Raw genomic sequence first — 22,637 nt, forward strand, 5'->3', positions numbered from 1 at the left:
GCGGCGGACACGGGGTGATCCACTGCCCCGCCGCTCCACGGTCCCCCCTCGGTTCCCCCGCCTCTAGCCTGCGTCCGACCGCCCGGGTTCATTCACCCGTCCGGGCAGGCGCTCGGAGTGAACCGAGGGAGCGCAGGGGGGCGCTTTCGCCACGGCCCCTGTTCTCTTGATCACCGCATGCCTACCGTCGAACCGAGGGCACAAGGGCGCTGCGGGGAGGTAGGGCGATGGCGGGACGGGGCCCGTGGACGGACGACGACCACGGCGTGCACACCGCCTCCACCGGCACACCCGGGGACGCGCCACCCGGCGACACCCACCCCCCCCCCCCCCTCGCCCCCCTCGTCCTCCTGCGCGACCTCGCCGGCCGCCCGCGCGGCACCGGCTTCGTCGCCGACCACCTCGGCACGGTCGTCACCTGCCACGAGGCCGTGGCCGGCCTGCCCCGCCTCACCCTGCACGACGCCGACGGCCGCGTCTGCGCCGTGACCGCCGAGGCGGTCACCCCGCTCCCGGAGCTGAACCTCGCCCTGGTCCGCACCGAGGGCCTCGGCACGGACCCGCTCCCCGTGACCGTCCGGGAACCCGTCGGCACCGGGACGTACGTCCGGCTGGCCGCCGGCTGCTGGCGAGAGGCCCGTGTGCTGGGCGCGACGGGGGCGACGTACCACCCGGCCGGAGACCGCGCCCACCGGCTCGACGGCGCCCTGGAACTGGCCATCGGCACCGCGGGCCGGGACGCGCTGCGACCCGGCGGAGGCGCGGGCGGGGGACCCGTCCTGGACGCGGGTACGGGCGCGGTCGTCGCGATCCTCGGCACCGCCCTGCGCTCCGGCGACCGCGAGGCCGGCTTCGCCGTCCCCCTGCGCCCCGCCGCCCCCGGCCCGCTGGCCGACCTGCTCGCCCGCAACGCGGCCACCGTGCCCGCGTACGGAGCCGACCTCAATCTCGCGGGCGTCCTGGAGCTCACCGCCACCTCGGTGGCCTCCGACGGCCCGCCCGGCGCTTTCTCCGGTCACCCGGGCGGCCCCGGCGGCACCCCCGTGGCCACCGTCGAACGCGCCGCGACGGCCCGGGAGTTCGCCGCCTTCGACATCGGCCCGGCGGCCGTCCTCGGGCTCGTCGGACCACCGGGCAGCGGCCGTACGACGGAACTCGCGGCCCTCGCCGCCCGCCGCACCCGCGGCCCTGAACCCGCCCCCACCCTGTGGCTGCGCGGCGCCGACCTCAAGGCGGACGACGACTCCCTCGCCGACGCGGCCCGCCGGGCCCTGACCCGCGCCGCCCGCATCGTGGCCGCCTCCCGCGCCGGACGCCCGACGGCACCCGCACCGGACCCGGCATCCGCCGGGACCGACCCCGCCGACCTCGGCGACATCCGCCCCGACCGCCTGGCCCGCCTCGCGCACGCCGCCGGACGCCCGCTGCTCCTGCTGCTCGACGGCCCCGAGGAGATGCCGCCCGTCCTCGCCCACCGGCTCGCCGACTGGACCGAGGGCACCGCGCAGTGGCTGCGGCGCACCGGCGCCCGCCTGATGGTGGCCTGCCGGGCCGAGTACTGGGAGCGGGCCGGGACCCGGTTCCCGCCCGGGATGCTGTACGACGGCACGGGCCCCCGGGAGGAGACGGCCGGGGCGCTCCCGCCCTGCGTCCCGCTCGGCGACCTCACCCCGGCCGAGGCCCGCGCCGCCCTGGCCCGGTACGGCGTCCCCGGCACCGCCCTCACCGGCCCCGACGCCCGGCACCCGCTCACCATCCGGCTCCTCTCCGAGGTCCGCGCCGCCCTGCCCGACCCCCCGCCCGCCCACCCCGTCGACCGCGCCGAGGTCCTCTCCGCCCACCTCGACCTGATGTGCCTGCGGATCGCCGTCCGCCTCGCCGCCGGGAACGGCCTGCGCGGCACCGCGGTCCGCCGGCTCGCGGCGAAGGTCTCCGGCCAGGTCCACGAGGCCGCCCGGCGCAGCCTCGGGCCCGGCCAGGGCGAGCTGGACCGGGCGAACTTCGAGGCGGTGTTCCCCTGGGGACCGGCACCCGCCCGGCTCGGCGGCGGCACCGGCTGGGCCTCCGCCGTCCTCACCGAGGGCCTGCTGGTGCCCGCCGGCGGCGGCTACCGCTTCGCCCACGAGGAACTCGCCGACTGGATCCAGGGCGTCCACCTCGACCTCGACGAGGCCCTGCGCGCCCTCGTCCACCGCCGCCGCACCCCCGGGGGTGCCCATCCGCTCCCCGTCCCGCACCACCGCATCGGCCCGGTCGTCCAGGCCCTGCTCCTCCTCGGCCGCCAACAGGGCACGAGCCGACTCCGCGACCGCCTGGAGGAGTTGCTGCGGGCACTGGACGCCGACCGCACCTCCTGGTGGGCCGCCCGCCTCCTGTCCGAGACCCTCCTCCGTGTCCCGGACGCCACGCCGTACACCGGAATCCTCCGACTGCTGGCCGACCGGATCGCGGAGGGGGGCGACCAGCCGGACCTGGGCTGCGCCGAGACCGATCAGCCGGGCCGGGTCGGCGCCGAGGCCGATCAACCGGGCCGGGTCCGCGCCGAGGCCGGCCAGCCGAGCCGGGTCCGCGCCGAGGCCGGCCAGCCGGGCCGGGTCCGCGCTGAGCCCGGCCGGCCGTGCTGGGGCGTGACCGAGGGGGAGCAGGCGGCCCGGGTCGTGGCCGGGGCCGAGGAGCTGCGGCGAGGCGTCGCGGGGTCCGGCCGGCCGGCCCGGGGCGTGACCGAGGGGGAGCAGGCGGCCCGGGGCGTGGCCGGGGACGAGGAGCCGCGGCGAGGCGTCGCGGAGGGCGGGCAGCCGGACCGGGGCCTCACGGGGGCCGGGCAGCCGTGCCGGTGCCCCGCCGGAGCCCGGCAGCCGGCCCAGGACCCCGCCGGGGCCGGGCAGCCGTGCCGGTGCCCCGCCGGGGCCGGGCAGCCGGGCCACGGTGTCGGTGGGGACGGACGGGCCAGGGGGTGGGGTGAGTTCGGGCCCGGGTTCTGGACGCGGCTCGCTCTGCCGCCCGAGCTGTGCCTGGACCTGCTGCGCCGGCTCGTCCTCGCCGACGCCGCCCCGGAGCGCGTCGGCGCCCCCCGGTACCTCGACGCCGTGGCCCGGCTCCTCGCCGACGACTCCACCGCCGTACAGCCGTGTCTCACGCGCTGGTTCGACGACGAACGGCCGCTGCCCGCGACCCCGCACGCCACCGTGGCCACGGCCGCGCAGGCCCTGCTGCACACGCACCGGCACCGGTCGCCGGACGACCTCACCGATCTCCTCGTCGGCTGCGGGCACCACCGCGCCGACGAACTGCTCGCCGTGCTCGCGGAGGACGAGCCGTCCGCGCTCTGCCGGGCCGTCGACCGCTGGGCGCACGACGAACGGCCCGCCCGCCGGGTCGCCGCGCTGACGTACGCCCGGCACACCGCCGCGCACACCGTCGCCGACGCCGACCGGGGCCTGCTGCGCCACGCGGCGCTCGCCCTGCTCGCCCGCCCCGACGACTCCCCCCTGCACGGCGGTGCGCTCGCCCTCCTCGTCCGCGACCCGGAGACCCGCGACCGCCATCTGCCCCGAGCGCTGGAGCGCTTCGCGGCGGGCGATCCCGAGCTCCCCCCGAGCACCCTGCTGACCGCGCTCGACACCCATCCCGACCCGGTCCTGGCCGCCGTCCGGGCCCGCCTGGACAGCCCCGGCGCGAGCGGCACCCTGCGGGCCCTCGCCGACGCCACCCCGCCCGCGCTCGCCCACCGGGTCGCCGCCGTCGTACGGGAGGCGGTCCGGCGGCGGCCGGACACCGCCGGGGACGTCGCCGCCTACGTCGACCACCGCCTGGACCAGGGACCGGCCGCCCGGGCCGTCCTCCTCCCGCTGGTCACCGGACTGCTGGTGACCGAGGGCCCCGAGCAGGTGCGGGCCGCGCTGGCCGGCGCCCTGCTGGCCCCCGGCACCCCCGCCTCCCGCCCGCTGCGGCGCGAGCTGCTGGAGTTCCTGCTGCTCCACGAGCACGCACCGGCGGTCCTCGACGCCGTCCTGCACGCGGCCCCGCAGCGCGACGGCGAGGAACTGCGCGCCCTCGTCCACCGCACCGGCCTGCTGCTGGCCCGCACCCCGGACGGCGCGACCCGCTTCGACCGGGGTCTGGTCGAGCTGGCCCGTCACATCCCGGGCTTCGCCGCCCGCGCGACGGGCTGGTTCGCCGACGCCCCGGGCGACTGGGCGGTCCTGGTCGGCCCGGGTGCCCGGCGCACCCTGGAGGACCTGGCGGGGGTCCGGGTGCCCGCCTGACCGGAGCCGCGGGCGCGCGTGGATCGAGTCACACCCCCATGCCGATGCGGGCAGGAAGCACCCGGCATGGCACCCTTAGACCTGCGTAACAGCAACGGTTGATACGGACACGGGTTCGAGGAGCGGTCACAGTGCAGCGCTGGCGTGGCTTGGAGGACATCCCCGAGGACTGGGGACGCAGCGTCGTCACCATCGGCTCCTACGACGGGGTCCACCGCGGACACCAGCTGATCATCCAGCACGCCGTGGACCGCGCCCGCGAGCTGGGCGTCCCCTCCGTCGTCGTCACCTTCGACCCGCACCCCAGCGAGGTCGTCCGCCCCGGCAGCCACCCGCCGCTGCTCGCCCCGCACCACCGCCGTGCCGAGCTGATGGCGGAGCTGGGCGTGGACGCGCTGCTGATCCTCCCCTTCACCACCGAGTTCTCGAAGCTGTCACCGGCCGAGTTCGTGGTGAAGGTCCTCGTCGACAAGCTGCACGCCCGGGCCGTCGTCGAGGGCCCGAACTTCCGCTTCGGCCACAAGGCCGCGGGCAACGTCGAGTTCCTCGCCGAGCAGGGCAAGGTGTACGACTTCGAGGTCGAGGTCGTCGACCTGGTGCTGTGCGGGGAGGCGGGCGGCGGCGAGCCGTTCTCCTCGACCCTGACCCGCCGCCTGGTCGGCGCGGGCGACGTCTCGGGTGCCGCGGAGATCCTCGGCCGCCCGCACCGCGTGGAGGGCGTCGTCGTGCGCGGCGCCCAGCGCGGCCGGGAGCTGGGCTTCCCCACCGCCAACGTCGAGACCCTCCCGCACACCGCGATCCCGGCCGACGGCGTCTACGCGGGCTGGCTGCACGCGGGCGGCGAGGCGATGCCGGCCGCGATCTCCGTCGGCACCAACCCGCAGTTCGACGGCACCGAGCGCACGGTGGAGGCGTACGCCATCGACCGCGTCGGCCTCGACCTGTACGGCCTGCATGTCGCCGTCGACTTCCTCGCCTTCGTGCGCGGCCAGGCGAAGTTCGACTCGCTGGAGGGCCTGCTGGAGCAGATGGCCGAGGACGTGAAGCGCTGCCGGGAGCTGGTGGCGGCGGCGGAGTAGTTCCCCGGTTCGGTACGGCCGAAGGGCGGCCGGTGTCCTCGGACACCGGCCGCCCTTCGGCGTAGGTCACTGCTGCGGCGGCGGGTCGTCCTGCGGCGGCTGGGGGTAGCCATAGCCCGCCGGGGGCTGGGGCGGCTGCGGGTAGCCGTAACCGGCCGGGGGCTGGGGCGGCCCCGGCTGCGGCGGGTACGGCTGACCGGGCGGCTGCTGGCCCTGCGGCGGGTACGGGGGCTGACCGGGGTGCGGCGGCTGGGCTGCCTGCGGCGGGTACGGCTGGCCAGGGAAGGGCTGGGGCGGCTGACCGGGTGCCGGCTGGCCGGGTCCGGCCTGGGGCGGGAACCCTCCGGGCTGACCGGGCTGACCCGGATAGGGCTGCGGCTGGCCCGCGTACGGCTGCTGCGGGCCCGCGTACGGCTGCTGCTGCTGGCCCGGCATCGGCGGGGCGGCGACCGGCGGCGGGTTGCCGTCGTTCGTCCACAGGCCGTGCATCTGCTGATGCCGTACGAAGTCCTCCGCGACCATCGCCGCGAGGTTGAAGTACGCGTCCCGCACCTTCGGCCGCATCATGTCGAGGTCGACCTCGGCACCGGCCGCGAGATGCTCGTCGAACGGCACCACGACCACACCGCGGCAGCGTGTCTCGAAGTGCTGCACGATGTCCTCGACCTTGATCATCTTTCCGGTGTCGCGCACCCCCGAGATGACGGTGATGGACCGGGAGACCAGCTCCGCGTACCCGTGCGCGGACAGCCAGTCCAGCGTCGTACTGGCGCTGCTCGCCCCGTCGACCGACGGCGTGGAGATGATGATCAGCTGATCGGCGAGGTCGAGCACCCCGCGCATCGCGCTGTAGAGCAGGCCGGTGCCCGAGTCGGTGAGGATGACCGGGTACTGCTTGCCGAGCACGTCTATCGCGCGCCGGTAGTCCTCGTCGTTGAACGTCGTGGAGACGGCCGGGTCGACGTCGTTGGCGATGATCTCCAGACCCGAGGGGGCCTGGGAGGTGAACCGCCGGATGTCCATGTACGAGTTGAGGTACGGGATCGCCTGGACCAGGTCACGGATGGTGGCCCCGGTCTCCCGCCGCACCCGCCGGCCGAGCGTACCGGCGTCCGGGTTGGCGTCGATCGCGAGGATCTTGTCCTGACGCTCGATGGCGAGGGTGGAGCCGAGCGCGGTGGTCGTGGTCGTCTTGCCGACACCGCCCTTGAGGCTGATGACGGCGATGCGGTAGCAGGACAGCACCGGCGTACGGATCAGCTCCAGCTTGCGCTGCCGCTCCGCCTCCTCCTTCTTCCCGCCGAGCTTGAAACGGGAGGACGAGGCGGTCGGACGGCCGCTCTTGACCTTCTGCTTCTTGTTGTTGAGCAGCCGGTCCGAGGAGAGCTCCACGGCCGCGGTGTAACCCAGCGGCGCGGCACCGGGGTTGACGGGCTGCCGATGATCGTGCTGGACGGCCTGCGGCCAGGCGGCACCGATCCGCGGGTCGACGGGCGGCTGCGGGGGCTGCGGCGGGTGCGCGGCGGCGTCATGGACGGGCGCGGGGTGCTGGTGCCCGTAGGGAGGCTGCCCCGGGAACCCCTGAGGCGCCGGGGGCCGGCCGTCGGCCTGGTGGGGGATACCGGGCTGAGGCTGAGGAGCGGGAGGCGTCTGGGGAAAGCCGTAGCCGACGGGGGAGTTGGGCACCGGAGGCTGCGGGAACCCGTACCCGTCCGGGGCGTTGGGGGCCGGCGGCTGCGGGAACCCGTACCCATCGGCGGTGTCGGGCGCGGGCGGCTGCGGGAGACCGTACCCGTCCGGGGCGTTGGGGGCCGGCGGCTTCGGAAAGCCGTACCCATCGGCGGTGTCGGGCGCGGGCGGCTGTGGCAACCCGTACCCGTCCGGGGCGTTGGAGGCCGGGGGCTGCGGGAAGCCGTAGCCGGGCTGCTGCGGCGGAACCGGCGGGGCGGGCGGGGCGGGTTGCTGGGGGAACCCGTAGGCGGGCGGCTGCTGCGGTGCGGCCGGGGGAGCTTCCGGAGCCGGTGCGGGCGGTGTTGCCGGGGGAGCCTCGGGAGCCGGTGCGGGCGGTGCCGCCTCGGGCTGCGCCGCCGCGGCATCGGCGTGCGGCTGCGGCTGCGGCTGCGGCTGGGCAGGCCATTGGGCCGCCGACGCGGGAGCCGCAGGCTCGTACGACGGCGGCAACGGCGGAACCCCGCCCTGCGGAACGGGCGGAGGGGCCCAGGCGGGGGCAGCGGCGGGCCCGGCCTGCTCGTCGGTGAGGTCGGCGGCATCACCGGCATCACCGACATCGACGGCTTCGGCGGAGTCGGGAGCGGTCTCGGAGCCCTCGGAAACCGGGGAGTCCAGGTCGACGCCTTCCTCGCCCTCGCCCTCGCCCTCGACTTCCGCCCCCGCCTCGTCATCACGCGAAGGGGCGCCCCCAGAGCCAACGACTTGAGCCTCAGCCTCGGCCTGGGTCTGGACGTCGGCGCCGCTGTCGCCGCCCGTCTCCGCCGCTGCCTCAGCCGGGTCCTCGTTCTCAGAACCGCTCACCTCGGCGGGCGGGCCCGGAACGGCGGCCGGTGCCTGCGGCTGGAAGCCTCCGTCGACGGGAAGCCCGGGCACAGGCGGCGGAGTGAAGGGCGTGGGAGGAGCGACGGGCGGGGCATACGGAGCCGTAGCCGCACCCGGCATCTCGGGCGGAGGCGGCGGAACCTGCCCCGGAGGCAGGAACGGCGCCGGAGGCTGGAACGGGGCAAGACCCGGAACCGGCGGCTGGAACGGAGCCGGCGCGGGAACCGGAGCAGCCGAAGCCGCCCCTTGACCGGAACCTTGACCCGGCCCCTGAACCTGCCCCGGCCCCTGAACCTGCCCCGGCCCCTGAACCTGCCCCTGACCCGGCACCTGGCCCTGACCCGGCACCTGGCCCTGGCCCGGTCCCGTCCCCTGCCCTTGGCCCTGAACGGGCGGCGGCCCGGAGACAGGAGTGGCCGGCGGCCCGGGAACGGGTGCCGGCGGCCCCGGCGGAGGAGCCGCCCCCGTGTTCCCCCCGCTCCCCGCGTTCTGCGTGTACCAAGCGGGCGGCGCGTAGTCGATGGTGAACTCGCCCGTCATCTCGATGGCGGATTCCGCGTCGGGCTGGTCATCGCCGGGTGTGGCCCAGCCCCCGCGCGTCCCGTCCCGATCGCTGCTCACAATTCCTCCTGGTGTGGTCGAGCACCCTCGAGCACGCTCCTGCCGTGCCGGGGCGCGACCATTTCTCGTCGTACGCAGTGGTTTCGAGGCCGTCCGAGGTCGTCGACGCACCGGCCCTCCCCGAGGACGCCGACACCCACCCCTCCGGGTTTCCGGCATGGCGCCCCGTACCAGCCTAATCATCAGATGCCCCGACCCGGCAGGCCCGCCCACCCTCAGAGGGCCCGGAAGGCCCAGAAAGGCTCAGTCCATGCGCCGGGGCGAGCCCAGCAGCCCGATCTCCGCGTCCGTCGGCCGTGTCATCACGTACTGCCGGTCGCGGTCGGCACACCACAGGGTGAACCCGTCGACGAGCGTGGGCAGAGCCTCCACGTTCTCCCTGGGCAGCGTCAACGCCCGGCCCACCTCCAGGGCTTCGTCGGGCGAGATCCGCTGCACACCGACGAGCCGCGCCTGACGTATCAGCCGCGGGGCGACCGGACTGAGGTAGGGCAGCAGGGTCAGCACGGACTGCCAGGGGCCGGAGACGACGCGTCCGCGCGGCGGCCGCATACCGCAGTCCCGGACCACCAGCACCGGCGTATCCGTCGAGGCGCCCTGCGGGGGGACCCGGCCGACCTCGTGCACCGCGAGCCCGTTCTGGCCGCCGCCCATCGCGTGCACCATCTGTGCCCAGGCCTGCGGACGTCCCGGCTCCACGGCCACCCGCGCCCCGGTCGCCGCCGCCCTGAGCGCGAGGACCTGCGCGGTCCACAGACCCCCGATCCGGATGTGTGCGGACAGGGACACGTCCTGCCGCTTCCCGCGCGCGAGAGTGACACTGAAGGTCGTGGCGAGGGCGGGCACCGCCGTCACCAGGGCGATGAACTGTGGCAGCGTCGGCGCGTCGGCGCCGCCCAACGTGGGCCACCGGCGCATCCGGTACGTGGTGTGCCGACGGTTGTCGCACCGCCAGTTGCGGCTGGACTCCTCGGTGCGCCGCTCCAGCGTTCCGGTCCGTCCGGCCTCCGCCGTGACCAGGTGGTCGGCACAGGCCGAGGTGGCCAGGGCCGTGGTCAACTGCTCCTCGGCCAGGACGGTCGAACGAAATCCGGCGCCGGTCAGCCGGCTCACGAGATGATCGGCGGCCCGGACCACGCACTTCTGCGCGCCGACGAAACCGCCGCCGCGCGCGGCCACGGCCTCCGGGCACGGTTCTGGATCCAGCTTCAACGCGATCCAGGTGAGGCGAACCGCCGGCGCACCCGTCTGTTCCTGCAGCGGCGCGTAGTTGGTGACGGCCACGGATTGCGGGGGCAGGTGCAGGGCGGGCGCGGGCTGAGTGTGCAGCACGATCTGCGCGGACTCCAGACGGATGCCGTCCACGTCGAGCGCGTCGCGCACCAGGTTCAGCGGCAGTGGTCGGCGGTTGCGGTCGGCGCGCAGCGCGGTCGCGTCCGCCTCGACCTGGAGGACCGCCGTGACGAACGTGCCGTCCCCGACGATTCCGACAGGGCTGCGGTCACGGCCGCCGTACTCATAGGTCCGAAGGCTCGGGTCGCACTTCAGGGCGGGGCCGAAGCCGGGTTCGGTGCCGGGCGGGATCTCGAACTTCGCGGCCGGTCGCCGACGTGCCTTCAACGCTCTTGCGGTGGCCCGCCGTTCGGGGAGCGAGCGGCCACGCCGACGGGCGACGGACAGCACCACGATCGCGGTGGCGACCATCCCCGTTTGTCCGCTGCCGTCCTGAGCAGCCCACGCCCCTGTTGCTGTGCGCGCTGCGTCTCCGAGGCCGTCGCGGCCGTGGTGACCCGCGAACGCACCCTCTGGGGCGGCGACCTCACGCGCGCCGCGGGGCTCGTCGGCGGAGGTGTCCTGTCGGCCCTGCTCGCCTTCGTGGCCTGGACGGGCGACCCGCGTCACGACATGCACTCGGTGCCCGGAGTCCTCGCGTCCGTCGTGGGCGTCCTCACTCGTCGCGCTCGCCTGCGTGCGGGCCCGCGTCTACGACGACCGCGCCTCGGCCGTCGCACTGGGCCTCGGCGCCCTTCCGAACATCGGCGTGGCCGGCTCCGGCCTCCTCCCGCTCGCCGACGGCCAGGGCATCGGCAAGCCGCGGTTCCTCCTGGCCTGCGCTGCTGTGCTGGTGGCCGCGGTCCTGCTCACCCTGTGCTCCCCGGCCGGCGACGGCCCGTTCGTCTCCTGTGCCGTCGCCTCGGGCGCCGCCCTGGCCGCCGTCTTCGCGGGGATCCTCGCCCACTGGACGCCTTCCGAGAGCGCGGCCCTGTGCGCCCCTCTCGGTGTGGGCGCCCTCGCCTTCCTGCCAGGCCTGTCCATGCGCTTCGCCCGGCTGCCGATCGGCTACGACGCGCTCCACTCCGCCCCGCACAGCACGTACGGCGCCGACCCCGCCCCCCCATGAGCCGGTCGACGTCGAACGCATCACCGCCCAGGTCCGCCGCGGCCACGAACTTCTGGTCGGCATGGTCGGCGGCTGCGCGGTCCTTGCCGTCGGCTCCTGCGCGGTCCTGGGATTCTCCGACGACCCGTGGGCTCAGCTGCTCGCTCTCGCGACCGGTGTCGCCCTGCTGATGCGCGCCCACCTCTTCCGCTACACCGCCCAGGTCGCTCCCGTGCTCGCCGCAGGCCTCGGCCCGCTGGTGCTGCTCGGCCTCGGCCTGGCACTCGACCCGCCGCTGTCGGTGGTCCACGACGCCCTGACCGGCGACCGCGCCGACCTGGACAGCCGTACGATCTGGCTGGTCGCGACGATGGCGGCGGCGTCCGCGGTCGTCACCGCGATCGGCCTCATCGCCTCACGCGGCGGGCTCACCCCGTTCTGGGGCCGCTTCATGGAGATCGCCGAGGGATTCGTCCTTCTGACCCTCGTCCCGCTGGCGCTGGCCGTCTTCGACGTGTACGCGGCCGCCAGGTCGATGATGAGCTGACATCCAAGCCCGCCCCACCTGGACCATCACCCACGTCAGCCCACCGCCCGATCCCCCCGCTCCAGATCGAACTCCCCATCCCGAGCCCCCAACACAAACGCCCGCCATTCCCCCTCCGTGTACCGCAGCACCGTGTCCGGATCCAGTGACGACCGCATCGCCACCGCACCGCCGGGCAGGTCCGCGATCTCCACGCGTTCCTCGTGCTCCTCCGTGCCCGGCGCGCACTTCCACTCGACGCCGGAGATGTCGAGCGCGTACAGCTCGTCCCGCTCGCGCTCCTTGCGCGCCTTCATCTCCGCTTCGGTCTCCGCCATGGCGCAGCGTCCCCTTCCCCACGTGTCCCCATGTGCCGGCTTCCCGGCATCCGCTCTTGGTTCCGTCCACGGACCGACTTCGCTCCGCTTCGCTCCGTCTACGATCCGTGCGTCACCCTAGTGGCCCCCCGCCCACCGCCGAGGTGGTTCGGATACCCGGGCGAAGGTGCCCGCCACCTCCTGGTACCCTGACTGTCGGCCGTTTGTGTACGCGCCCCCGGAGCCCTCCGTATCGAGGGATCGGAGGCCGCGCCCAGCGGATCCCGCCATCCGAGTCACGGAAGTCACCCCGAGAAGCAGACCGGGGGCACTCGGTGGCCACCCAGACCATGAGGAGTACGCGTGTCGCTCGACGCCGCTACGAAGAAGCAGATCATCGCCGAGTTCGGCCAGAAGGAGGGCGACACCGGCTCCCCCGAGGTCCAGGTCGCCATGCTCTCGCGTCGGATCTCCGACCTGACCGAGCACCTCAAGACCCACAAGCACGACCACCACTCCCGTCGGGGTCTGCTGATCCTGGTCGGCCAGCGTCGTCGCCTGCTGCAGTACCTGGCCAAGAAGGACATCCAGCGCTTCCGTACGCTGGTCGACCGCCTCGGCATCCGCCGCGGTGCGGCCGGCGCCAAGTAAGTCGCGTGGAGGGAGCGGTTCCCGTCTGGGGGGCCGCTCCCTTTTGCTGTACGTACGGACTGAGTACGGACTGAGTACGGACTGCTGTACGTACGAAACGTGCGGAGTGTCACCGCCCCTTTGTAGTGTGGTAGCACAACGCATTACGCACGACACAGGGTGACGGCGCCCGACGCGCCACACCCGACGCATCACCCACCGAACGAGGAGAAGCGCACCTAGCCGCCGCCGGTCCTCGGTAGTGGCGCCCGGGAGGAAGTGAGCCCCGGGTGCTTCGATCGAAGACCGGCCCGCACCGCACGGCGCGCATCTCCGCCACCGTCCCTCTGCCACACGGGCAGCACGGGACGAAAAGACGACAAGTAACGGAGAAAACGCTAGTGGAGAACGAGACCCACTACGCCGAGGCCGTCATCGACAACGGCGCCTTCGGCACCCGCACCATCCGCTTCGAGACGGGCCGCCTGGCCCGCCAGGCCGCCGGCTCGGCCGTGGCCTACCTGGACGACGACACCATGGTGCTGTCGGCCACCACCGCCTCCAAGAACCCCAAGGACCAGCTCGACTTCTTCCCCCTGACGGTGGACGTCGAGGAGCGGATGTACGCCGCCGGCAAGATCCCCGGCAGCTTCTTCCGCCGTGAGGGCCGGCCGAGCGAGGACGCGATCCTCACCTGCCGCCTGATCGACCGCCCGCTGCGCCCGTCCTTCAGGAAGGGCCTGCGCAACGAGATCCAGGTCGTCGCCACGATCATGGCGCTCAACCCCGACCACCTGTACGACGTCGTGGCGATCAACGCCGCCTCCGCGTCCACCCAGCTGGCCGGTCTGCCCTTCTCCGGCCCGATCGGCGGCGTCCGCGTCGCGCTGATCAACGGCCAGTGGGTCGCGTTCCCGACGCACACCGAGCTCGAGGACGCCGTCTTCGACATGGTCGTCGCCGGCCGCGTCCTGGAGGACGGCGACGTCGCGATCATGATGGTCGAGGCCGAGGCCACCGAGAAGACGATCCAGCTGGTCAAGGGCGGCGCCGAGGCCCCCACCGAGGAGGTCGTCGCGGCCGGTCTGGACGCCGCGAAGCCCTTCATCAAGGTCCTGTGCAAGGCCCAGGCCGACCTCGCGTCGAAGGCCGCCAAGCCGACCGGCGAGTTCCCGATCTTCCTCGACTACCAGGACGACGTCCTGGAGGCGCTGACCGCCGCCGTCAAGCCGGAGCTGGCCTCCGCGCTGACCATCGCGGGCAAGCAGGAGCGCGAGGCCGAGCTGGACCGCGTCAAGGGTCTGGCCGCCGAGAAGCTGCTCCCGGAGTTCGAGGGCCGCGAGAAGGAGATCTCCGCCGCGTACCGCTCGCTGACCAAGTCCCTGGTCCGTGAGCGCGTCATCAAGGAGAAGAAGCGCATCGACGGCCGCGGCGTCACGGACATCCGTACGCTCGCCGCCGAGGTCGAGGCCATCCCGCGGGTGCACGGCTCCGCGCTGTTCGAGCGTGGCGAGACCCAGATCCTGGGCGTCACCACCCTCAACATGCTCCGTATGGAGCAGCAGCTGGACACCCTCTCCCCGGTGACCCGCAAGCGCTACATGCACAACTACAACTTCCCGCCGTACTCCGTCGGCGAGACCGGCCGCGTGGGGTCCCCCAAGCGCCGCGAGATCGGCCATGGCGCCCTCGCCGAGCGCGCCATCGTGCCGGTCCTGCCGACGCGCGAGGAGTTCCCCTACGCGATCCGTCAGGTGTCCGAGGCCCTCGGCTCCAACGGCTCGACGTCGATGGGCTCGGTCTGCGCCTCCACCATGTCGCTGCTGAACGCCGGTGTGCCGCTGAAGGCCCCGGTCGCCGGTATCGCCATGGGCCTGATCTCCCAGGAGATCAACGGCGAGACGCACTACGTCGCCCTCACCGACATCCTCGGTGCGGAGGACGCCTTCGGCGACATGGACTTCAAGGTCGCCGGCACCAAGGAGTTCGTCACCGCCCTCCAGCTCGACACCAAGCTGGACGGCATCCCGGCCTCCGTCCTGGCCGCCGCCCTCAAGCAGGCCCGTGACGCCCGCCTCCACATCCTCGACGTGATGATGGAAGCGATCGACACGCCGGACGAGATGTCCCCCAACGCGCCGCGGATCATCACCGTGAAGATCCCGGTCGACAAGATCGGCGAGGTCATCGGCCCGAAGGGCAAGATGATCAACCAGATCCAGGAGGACACCGGCGCCGAGATCACGATCGAGGACGACGGCACCATCTACATCGGTGCCGCCGACGGCCCGGCCGCCGAGGCCGCCCGCGCCACGATCAACGGCATCGCCAACCCGACGATGCCCGAGGTCGGCGAGCGCTACCTGGGTACGGTCGTCAAGACCACCACCTTCGGCGCGTTCGTCTCCCTGCTCCCCGGCAAGGACGGTCTGCTGCACATCTCGCAGATCCGCAAGCTGGCCGGCGGCAAGCGCGTGGAGAACGTCGAGGACGTCGTCGGCGTGGGCCAGAAGGTCCAGGTCGAGATCGCCGAGATCGACTCCCGCGGCAAGCTCTCCCTCATCCCCGTGATCGAGGGCGAGGACGAGTCCGCCGAAGACCAGAAGGACGACTCCGACAAGTGACGTCGAGTAGCTCCAGGACGACGGCCCGCACCTCCTCCGAGGCGCGGGCCGTCGCCCGTACCCAAACCCTGATCAAGGGCGAGAACGGCATCGGCACGGTCCGCAAGACCACCCTCCCGGGCGGCCTGCGCATCGTCACCGAGACCCTCCCCTCGGTCCGCTCCGCGACCTTCGGCATCTGGGCCCACGTCGGCTCCCGCGACGAGACCCCCGCGCTGAACGGCGCCACGCACTACCTGGAGCACCTGCTCTTCAAGGGCACCACCCGCAGGTCGGCGCTGGACATCTCGTCCGCGATCGACGCGGTCGGCGGCGAGATGAACGCGTTCACGGCCAAGGAGTACACGTGCTACTACGCGCGCGTGCTCGACACCGACCTGCCGCTCGCCATCGACGTCGTCTGCGACATGCTGACGGGCTCGCTCATCCTCGAGGACGACGTCAACGTCGAACGCGGCGCCATCCTCGAAGAGATCGCCATGACCGAGGACGACCCCGGCGACTGTGTGCACGACCTGTTCGCGCACACCATGTTCGGCGACAACGCCCTCGGCCGCCCGGTCCTCGGCACCGTCGACACGGTCAACGCCCTCACCGCCGACCGCATCCGCCGCTTCTACAAGAAGCACTACGACCCGACGCACCTGGTCGTGGCCGCCGCCGGCAACATCGACCACCAGAAGGTCGTACGACAGGTCCGCGCGGCCTTCGAGAAGGCGGGCGCCCTCGGGAACCAGGACGCCGCCCCCATCGCCCCGCGCGACGGCCGGCGCACCCTCCGCACCTCGGGCCGCGTCGAACTCCTCGGCCGCAAGACCGAGCAGGCCCATGTCGTCCTCGGCATGCCCGGCCTCGCCCGCACCGACGACCGCCGCTGGGCGCTCGGAGTCCTCAACACCGCCCTCGGCGGCGGCATGTCCTCCCGGCTGTTCCAGGAGGTCCGCGAGAAGCGCGGCCTGGCCTACAGCGTGTACTCGTACACCTCCGGCTTCGCCGACTGCGGCCTGTTCGGCGTCTACGCCGGCTGCCGCCCCTCGCAGGTCCACGACGTGCTCAAGATCTGCCGCGACGAACTCGACGACGTCGCCCAGAACGGCCTGTCCGACGACGAGATCGGCCGCGCCATCGGCCAGCTCAGGGGCTCCACAGTGCTCGGCCTGGAGGACACCGGCGCGCTCATGAACCGCATCGGCAAGAGCGAGCTGTGCTGGGGCGAGCAGATGTCCGTCGACGACATGCTGACCCGGATAGCGGCCGTGACCCCGGACGAGGTCCGCGCGGTCGCCCGCGACATCCTGGGACAGCGCCCGTCGCTGTCGGTCATCGGCCCGCTCAAGGACAAGCAGGCCGCCCGGCTGCACGACGCGGTCGCCTAATCCACTCCCGTAAGGAAGCACAACAGATGAGCAAGCTGCGTGTGGCGGTCCTCGGCGCCAGGGGCCGGATCGGTTCCGAGGCGGTACGGGCCGTCGAAGCCGCCGAGGACATGGAGCTGGTGGCCGCGCTGGGCCGCGGCGACAAGCTGGAGACGCTGGCCGACACCGGCGCCCAGGTCGCCGTGGAGCTCACCACCCCGGCCTCCGTGATGGAGAACCTCGAGTACTGCGTGGGCCACGGCATCCACGCCGTCGTCGGGACGACCGGCTGGACCGAGGAGCGCCTCGCGCAGCTGAACGGCTGGCTGGCCGCCTCCCCGGAGACCGGCGTGCTCATCGCGCCGAACTTCTCCATCGGCGCGGTCCTCACCATGAGGTTCGCGCAGATCGCGGCGCCGTACTTCGAGTCCGTCGAGGTCGTCGAACTGCACCACCCCAACAAGGTGGACGCGCCCTCCGGCACCGCCACCCGCACCGCCCAGCTCATCGCCGAGGCCCGCCGCGCGGCCGGCACCGCCCCGGCCCCGGACGCCACGGCGACCGGCCTGGACGGCGCGCGCGGCGCGGACGTGGACGGCGTCCCGGTGCACGCCGTCAGGCTGAGGGGCCTGCTGGCCCACCAGGAGGTCCTGCTGGGCGGCGAGGGCGAGACCCTCACCGTCCGCCACGACTCCCTCCACCACAGCAGCTTCATGCCGGGCATCCTGCTGGGCGCCCGCCGGGTGGTGACGACTCCGGGCCTCACCTTCGGCCTGGAGCACTTCCTGGACCTGAACTAGAGATCCCTTCCGACATGCGCGCCAAGCTCTCCTACGCGGTCACGGCCGCCGTCCTGGTCTTCTACTTCGTCCTGGTCGGCAGCCGCGGCGTCATGCTCATCCAGTCCGGCACGGTCATCACCGTCACCTTCGGGATCGCGGTGCTGATCCTGCCGGTCATCGGCGTCTGGTTCCTGTGGAAGAACACCCAGTTCGTCCGCCGGGCCAACGCCCTCGCCGCCGCCCTCGACGCCGAGGGCGGCCTCCCCGTCGACGAGCTCAGGCGCACCCCCGGCGGCCGGATCGACCGTGACTCGGCCGACGAGGTCTTCGCCCGGCGCAAGGCCGAGACCGAGGCGGCCCCCGAGGACTGGCGCACCTGGTTCCGGCTCGCCGTCGCCTACCACGACGCCCGCGACACCCCGCGCGCCCGCCAGGCGATGCAACGCGCGATCCGCCTCCACGACGGCAAGAGCGTCGAACCGGCCTGACCGCCCGGCCGTCGTACGCCGAAGGGGCCGGCCCGCGCTCTCCGCGGGCCGGCCCCTTCGGCGTGTCGTGCTGTGTCGTGCGGTCAGCCGCGGCCGTTCTCCGACGCCCACGCCTCGACGGCGTCGGAGGCCCGGTCGAAGGCCTCGGAGCGCCCCAGGAAGTCCGCGCCGTGCGTGGTCAGCAGCATCGCCGTCTCCTCCGCCGGCCGGTCCCGCCGTACGAGGAGCAGCGCCTGCCCCTGGACGGTGCGCGGCAGGCCCAGCCAGCGCACCGGCTGCTGCACCGTCCGCACGGCCGCGACCCGGTCCCACGGCACCGTCCGCGTCAGCAGGAACCGCACGTGCCGCAGCCCGCGGGGGCTCACCCACACGCCCACGCGCAGCAGTCGCAGCGCGGCGACGATCACCAGCGCCGAGATCCCGAGGATCACGCCGGCGTCGGAGCTCTTCCCGGTCAGCGCGATCACGACCGCCGCGAGCAGCACGTACGAGGCGAGCAGCAGCGCCAGCGCGGCCGCCACGACCCGCCAGGGGCCGGGCCGGTAGGGGCGCCGCCAGCGCTCACGGTCCTCGAAGGGCAGCGCGACGTCGTCGGCCGTCTCGAACGGGCGCTCGGCCGTCAGGAAGGGCAGGGGCACGGCTGGTCCTCACTCGTTCGTGCGTGGGCTGTGCCCGGTGAGGCTATCGCGTCAGTGTCCCTGAGACGCCTGCGGCTGCTGTGACGGCTGTGACTGTTGTGTCGGGGAGGAGTGGTCCACGGTGAGCGCCGGCCTCCCGATGACCACCGATCCCACGAGCGCGGCCACGATCGTGAGCCCCAGCAGCCAGCGCCCGGCCGTCTGCCCGAGCGAGGCCCGCTCACGGGGTGGGGGAGTGACATTGCTGGCGAACAGGGCGACCGCGTCCTTCGAGGAGTCGTACAGAGGAGTCGTACAGAAGATTTCCGTCAGTACAGACGCACGAGAAGAGCAAAAGGTGCCCTTCCTGAAGAAAACACGTGGAAAACAACCAGACCGGGTACGGTCCCGGGCGCCCCGTAGAGTGGGCGCGAACCGCAGATGTGATGGGAAGGACCCTCCGTGACGCCCGCCGATCCCCAGCCGTCCCTCCGCAGCGACGTCACCGTCGAGCTGGTGAAATCCAGTGCCGCGGACTCCGACGTCCTCTTCGCCGCCCGTGTCTCGACGCTCGGCGAGCAGTCGCTGGAAGAGCTCCAGAAGGACCCCGAGCGCTCCAAGGGCCTGATCAACTACCTGATGCGGGACCGGCACGGCAGCCCCTTCGAGCACAACTCGATGACCTTCTTCATCAGCGCCCCGATCTTCGTGTTCCGCGAGTTCATGCGGCACCGCGTCGGCTGGTCGTACAACGAGGAGTCGGGCCGCTACCGGGAGCTGGAGCCGGTCTTCTACGTCCCGGACACCTCGCGCAAGCTCGTGCAGCAGGGCCGCCCGGGCCAGTACGTGTTCGTCGAGGGCACCCCCGAGCAGCACGAGTTCGTCGGCAAGACCATGGAGGCCTCCTACCGGCAGGCCTACGAGGCCTACCAGGAGATGCTCGCCCAGGGCGTCGCCCGCGAGGTCGCCCGCGCGGTCCTGCCCGTCGGGCTCTTCTCCTCGATGTACGCCACCTGCAACGCCCGCTCGCTGATGCACTTCCTCGGCCTGCGCACCCAGCACGAGCTCGCGAAGGTGCCGTCCTTCCCGCAGCGGGAGATCGAGATGGTGGGCGAGAAGATGGAGGCCGAGTGGGCGAAGCTCATGCCCCTCACGTATGCGGCCTTCAACGCCAACGGTCGTGTCGCGCCGTAACGAAGGCGTGTTCTGCTGCCCGGCACACATGTACGGGTCATCCGCGCGAAGTGTCCGTATTGCGGCATTTGGAGAAGTTCATCTAGCCTGATCAAACGGACCCGGTACTGCTTGAACCCCCGAGCAGGCAGTACCGGGCTCCGCATTTGTCGTGACTTTTCGTAACCCCCCGAGGGCAGACCACATGGGGAGCAACGAGTAGCGTGTTACCCATGGCTCCGACCTCCACTCCGCAGACCCCCTTCGGGCGGGTCCTCACCGCCATGGTCACGCCGTTCACGGCGGACGGCGCACTCGACCTCGACGGCGCCCAGCGGCTCGCCACCCACCTGGTGGACGCAGGCAACGACGGCCTGGTCATCAACGGCACCACCGGTGAGTCCCCCACCACCACCGACGCGGAGAAAGCGGACCTCGTACGAGCCGTCCTGGAGGCCGTCGGCGACCGGGCCCACATCGTCGCCGGTGTCGGCACCAACGACACCCACCACAGCGTCGAACTGGCCAAGGCCGCCGAGAAGACCGGCGCGCACGGCCTGCTGGTCGTCACCCCGTACTACAACAAGCCCCCTCAGGAGGGCCTGTACCGGCACTTCACGGCCGTCGCCGACGCCGCCGAGCTGCCGGTCATGCTCTACGACATCCCCGGCCGCAGCGGCGTCCCGATCAGCACCGAGACGCTCGTCCGCCTCGCCGAGCACCCGCGGATCGTCGCCAACAAGGACGCCAAGGGCGACCTCGGCCGCGCGAGCTGGGCCATCGCACGCTCCGGCCTCGCCTGGTACTCCGGCGACGACATGCTCAACCTCCCGCTGCTCTCCGTGGGCGCGGTCGGTTTCGTCTCGGTCGTCGGCCATGTCGTCACGCCCGACCTGCGGGCACTCGTCGACGCGTTCGTCGCCGGCGACGTCCAGAAGGCCACCGAGATCCACCAGAAGCTGCTCCCCGTCTACACGGGCATGTTCCGCACCCAGGGCGTCATGACCACCAAGGCCGCGCTCGCCCTCCAGGGCCTGCCCGCCGGTCCGCTGCGCTCTCCCATGGTCGAATGCTCGCCGGAAGAGATCGAGCAGCTCAAGATCGATCTTGCCTCGGGCGGGGTACAGCTCTGACAACGGACTTCACAACTGAATAGGCAGGACACCGGTGCCTGCACACCACAACGACAACTGCTTCTGCACGAACGTCACGCGCGCCACGTGCCCTACCGGTACGTGGCGCGCGTGTTTGAGGAGAGTCTTTTGAGTCATCCGCATCCCGAACTGGGCCCGCCCCCGCCGCTCCCCAAGGGAGGCCTGCGGGTCACCCCGCTCGGCGGCCTCGGCGAGATCGGCCGCAACATGACGGTCTTCGAGTACGGCGGCCGTCTGCTGATCGTCGACTGCGGAGTGCTCTTCCCCGAGGAGGAGCAGCCCGGAATCGACCTGATCCTGCCCGACTTCTCGTCCATCCGTGAACGGCTGGACGACATCGAGGGCATCGTCCTCACGCACGGTCACGAGGACCACATCGGGGCCGTCCCCTATCTCCTGCGCGAGAAGCCGGACATCCCGCTGATCGGCTCCAAGCTGACCCTGGCGCTCATCGAGGCCAAGCTCCAGGAGCACCGGATCCGCCCGTACACCCTCGAGGTGGCGGAGGGGAACCGGGAGCGCATCGGCCCCTTCGACTGCGAGTTCATCGCCGTCAACCACTCCATCCCGGACGCCCTCGCCGTCGCGATCCGCACCCCCGCCGGCATGGTGGTCCACACGGGTGACTTCAAGATGGACCAGCTGCCGCTGGACGGGCGTCTCACGGATCTGCACGCGTTCGCCCGGCTGAGCGAGGAGGGCATCGACCTCCTCCTCTCCGACTCGACGAACGCCGAGGTCCCCGGTTTCGTGCCGCCCGAGCGGGACATCTCCAACGTCCTGCGCACGGTCTTCGCGAACGCCCGCAAGCGGATCATCGTGGCCAGCTTCGCCAGCCACGTCCACCGCATCCAGCAGATCCTGGACACCGCCCACGAGTACGGCCGCCGGGTCGCCTTCGTCGGCCGTTCGATGGTCCGCAACATGGGCATCGCCCGGGACCTCGGCTATCTGAAGGTCCCGCCGGGCCTGGTGGTCGACGTCAAGACGCTCGACGACCTCCCCGACCACGAGGTGGTCCTGGTCTGCACGGGCTCCCAGGGCGAACCGATGGCCGCCCTGTCCCGCATGGCCAACCGCGACCACCAGATCCGTATCGTCCCCGGCGACACGGTCATCCTGGCGTCGTCCCTGATCCCCGGCAACGAGAACGCGGTCTACCGCGTGATCAACGGCCTGACCCGGTGGGGCGCGAACGTCGTCCACAAGGGCAACGCCAAGGTCCATGTCTCGGGTCACGCCTCGGCGGGCGAGTTGCTGTACTTCTACAACATCTGCCGCCCGAAGAACCTGATGCCGGTCCACGGCGAGTGGCGCCACCTGCGGGCCAACGCCGAGCTGGGTGCCCTGACGGGCGTCCCGCACGACCGGATCGTCATCGCCGAGGACGGCATCGCCGTCGACCTCGTCGAGGGCAAGGCCAAGATCTCCGGCAAGGTCCAGGCGGGATACGTCTACGTCGACGGCCTCTCCGTCGGCGATGTGGGCGAGCCGGCCCTGAAGGACCGGAAGATCCTCGGCGACGAGGGCATCATCTCGGTCTTCGTGGTCGTGGACTCCTCCACCGGCAAGATCACCGGCGGCCCGCACATCCAGGCCCGCGGTTCCGGCATCGAGGACTCGGCTTTCGGGGACGTCGTCCCGAAGATCAACGAGGTCCTGGAGCGCTCGGCCCAGGACGGCGTGGTCGAACCCCACCAGCTGCAGCAGCTCATCCGCCGCACCCTGGGCAAGTGGGTCTCCGACAACTATCGCCGCAGGCCGATGATCCTCCCGGTCGTGGTGGAGGTCTGAGCCGAACTTGGAGCGGGGCGCCTCGATTTGCATCGGGGCGCCCCGCTCCAGTACGTTTACGGCTCCGCCTGAACGGGAAGCAGTCCGCGCCACGCGCCGGACCAGCCCACCGGGAGGGGCCGGGAAAACCGACTCAGAACTTCTGATAAAGTCGGAACCGCCGGAAAGGAAACCGCGAAACAAAAGCGGGAACCTGGAAAGCACCGAGGAAATCGGATCGAGAAAAGATCTGATAGAGTCGGAAACGCAAGACCGAAGGGAAGCCCGGAGGAAAACCTG

15 protein-coding genes and 1 pseudogene are annotated in these 22,637 nt (G+C 72.5%); 11 read left to right on the plus strand and 5 right to left on the minus strand.

Annotated elements, in window-relative coordinates:
* Nucleotides 1–227 precede the first annotated feature (227 nt).
* Together ABZ490_RS47550 and ABZ490_RS47555 are read left to right on the plus strand one after the other, a co-directional pair.
* The gene (locus ABZ490_RS47550; protein WP_359005604.1) at nucleotides 228–4,265 is read left to right on the plus strand and encodes a trypsin-like peptidase domain-containing protein; all 4,038 of its coding nucleotides are present in this window, start codon (nucleotides 228–230) and stop codon (nucleotides 4,263–4,265) included.
* A 131-nt stretch (nucleotides 4,266–4,396) separates the two neighbouring features.
* Entirely contained in the window at nucleotides 4,397–5,344 is a 948-nt protein-coding gene (locus tag ABZ490_RS47555; protein WP_359005607.1) for a bifunctional riboflavin kinase/FAD synthetase, read from the plus strand.
* Between the two features lie 66 nt (nucleotides 5,345–5,410).
* On the opposite strand, the gene ABZ490_RS47560 is transcribed toward ABZ490_RS47555, so the two are convergent.
* Nucleotides 5,411–8,518 carry an SCO5717 family growth-regulating ATPase gene (locus ABZ490_RS47560; RefSeq protein WP_359005610.1) on the minus strand — a complete coding sequence of 1,036 codons (3,108 nt, stop codon included), beginning with the start codon at nucleotides 8,516–8,518 and terminating at the stop codon, nucleotides 5,411–5,413.
* Nucleotides 8,519–8,761: 243 nt separating this feature from the next.
* Complete coding sequence (gene eccE / locus ABZ490_RS47565) at nucleotides 8,762–10,222, minus strand: type VII secretion protein EccE (protein ID WP_359005613.1); 1,461 nt, start codon at nucleotides 10,220–10,222, stop codon at nucleotides 8,762–8,764.
* Nucleotides 10,223–10,279: 57 nt separating this feature from the next.
* Between eccE and ABZ490_RS47570 the strand changes: the two are divergent.
* Nucleotides 10,280–11,445 (plus strand): annotated as a pseudogene (locus ABZ490_RS47570) (type VII secretion integral membrane protein EccD); the annotation flags it as partial.
* A gap of 35 nt (nucleotides 11,446–11,480) precedes the next feature.
* Here ABZ490_RS47570 and ABZ490_RS47575 read toward each other — a convergent pair.
* Nucleotides 11,481–11,762 carry a DUF397 domain-containing protein gene (locus ABZ490_RS47575; RefSeq protein ID WP_359005616.1) on the minus strand — a complete coding sequence of 94 codons (282 nt, stop codon included), beginning with the start codon at nucleotides 11,760–11,762 and terminating at the stop codon, nucleotides 11,481–11,483.
* Between the two features lie 342 nt (nucleotides 11,763–12,104).
* Between ABZ490_RS47575 and rpsO the strand changes: the two genes are divergently transcribed.
* The 5 genes from rpsO (at nucleotide 12,105) to ABZ490_RS47600 (ending at nucleotide 17,620) form a co-directional block, all read left to right on the plus strand.
* Nucleotides 12,105–12,392: a 30S ribosomal protein S15 gene (gene rpsO / locus ABZ490_RS47580; protein ID WP_016432306.1), complete on the plus strand. Its 288-nt coding sequence runs from the start codon at nucleotides 12,105–12,107 to the stop codon at nucleotides 12,390–12,392.
* A gap of 380 nt (nucleotides 12,393–12,772) precedes the next feature.
* Complete coding sequence (locus tag ABZ490_RS47585) at nucleotides 12,773–14,995, plus strand: polyribonucleotide nucleotidyltransferase (RefSeq protein ID WP_359005620.1); 2,223 nt, start codon at nucleotides 12,773–12,775, stop codon at nucleotides 14,993–14,995.
* The gene (locus ABZ490_RS47590; protein WP_359005623.1) at nucleotides 14,992–16,371 is read left to right on the plus strand and encodes a pitrilysin family protein; all 1,380 of its coding nucleotides are present in this window, start codon (nucleotides 14,992–14,994) and stop codon (nucleotides 16,369–16,371) included. Before ABZ490_RS47585 ends, ABZ490_RS47590 begins: the two co-directional genes overlap by 4 nt.
* A gap of 26 nt (nucleotides 16,372–16,397) precedes the next feature.
* Complete coding sequence (gene dapB / locus ABZ490_RS47595; RefSeq protein ID WP_359005626.1) at nucleotides 16,398–17,150, plus strand: 4-hydroxy-tetrahydrodipicolinate reductase; 753 nt, start codon at nucleotides 16,398–16,400, stop codon at nucleotides 17,148–17,150.
* A 14-nt stretch (nucleotides 17,151–17,164) separates the two neighbouring features.
* Nucleotides 17,165–17,620, plus strand: coding sequence for a tetratricopeptide repeat protein (locus tag ABZ490_RS47600; RefSeq protein WP_359005629.1), 456 nt, complete (start codon nucleotides 17,165–17,167; stop codon nucleotides 17,618–17,620).
* 83 nt (nucleotides 17,621–17,703) lie between these two features.
* Here ABZ490_RS47600 and ABZ490_RS47605 read toward each other — a convergent pair whose 3' ends face one another.
* Together ABZ490_RS47605 and ABZ490_RS47610 are read right to left on the minus strand one after the other, a co-directional pair.
* Nucleotides 17,704–18,258 carry a hypothetical protein gene (locus ABZ490_RS47605; protein ID WP_359005632.1) on the minus strand — a complete coding sequence of 185 codons (555 nt, stop codon included), beginning with the start codon at nucleotides 18,256–18,258 and terminating at the stop codon, nucleotides 17,704–17,706.
* Nucleotides 18,259–18,309: 51 nt separating this feature from the next.
* Complete coding sequence (locus tag ABZ490_RS47610; protein ID WP_359005645.1) at nucleotides 18,310–18,561, minus strand: hypothetical protein; 252 nt, start codon at nucleotides 18,559–18,561, stop codon at nucleotides 18,310–18,312.
* 138 nt (nucleotides 18,562–18,699) lie between these two features.
* Between ABZ490_RS47610 and thyX the strand changes: the two genes are divergently transcribed.
* The 3 genes from thyX to ABZ490_RS47625 all read left to right on the plus strand — a co-directional run bounded on the left by thyX (nucleotide 18,700) and on the right by ABZ490_RS47625 (nucleotide 22,358).
* Nucleotides 18,700–19,431 carry an FAD-dependent thymidylate synthase gene (gene thyX / locus ABZ490_RS47615; RefSeq protein WP_359005635.1) on the plus strand — a complete coding sequence of 244 codons (732 nt, stop codon included), beginning with the start codon at nucleotides 18,700–18,702 and terminating at the stop codon, nucleotides 19,429–19,431.
* 212 nt (nucleotides 19,432–19,643) lie between these two features.
* Nucleotides 19,644–20,543, plus strand: a complete 900-nt coding sequence (gene dapA / locus ABZ490_RS47620; RefSeq protein WP_359005638.1) for a 4-hydroxy-tetrahydrodipicolinate synthase — start codon at nucleotides 19,644–19,646, stop codon at nucleotides 20,541–20,543.
* 129 nt (nucleotides 20,544–20,672) lie between these two features.
* Nucleotides 20,673–22,358: a ribonuclease J gene (locus ABZ490_RS47625; protein ID WP_359005641.1), complete on the plus strand. Its 1,686-nt coding sequence runs from the start codon at nucleotides 20,673–20,675 to the stop codon at nucleotides 22,356–22,358.
* Nucleotides 22,359–22,637: the final 279 nt, after the last annotated feature.

This window comes from Streptomyces sp. NPDC005811 (genome assembly GCF_040630405.1).
Classification (GTDB): domain Bacteria; phylum Actinomycetota; class Actinomycetes; order Streptomycetales; family Streptomycetaceae; genus Streptomyces.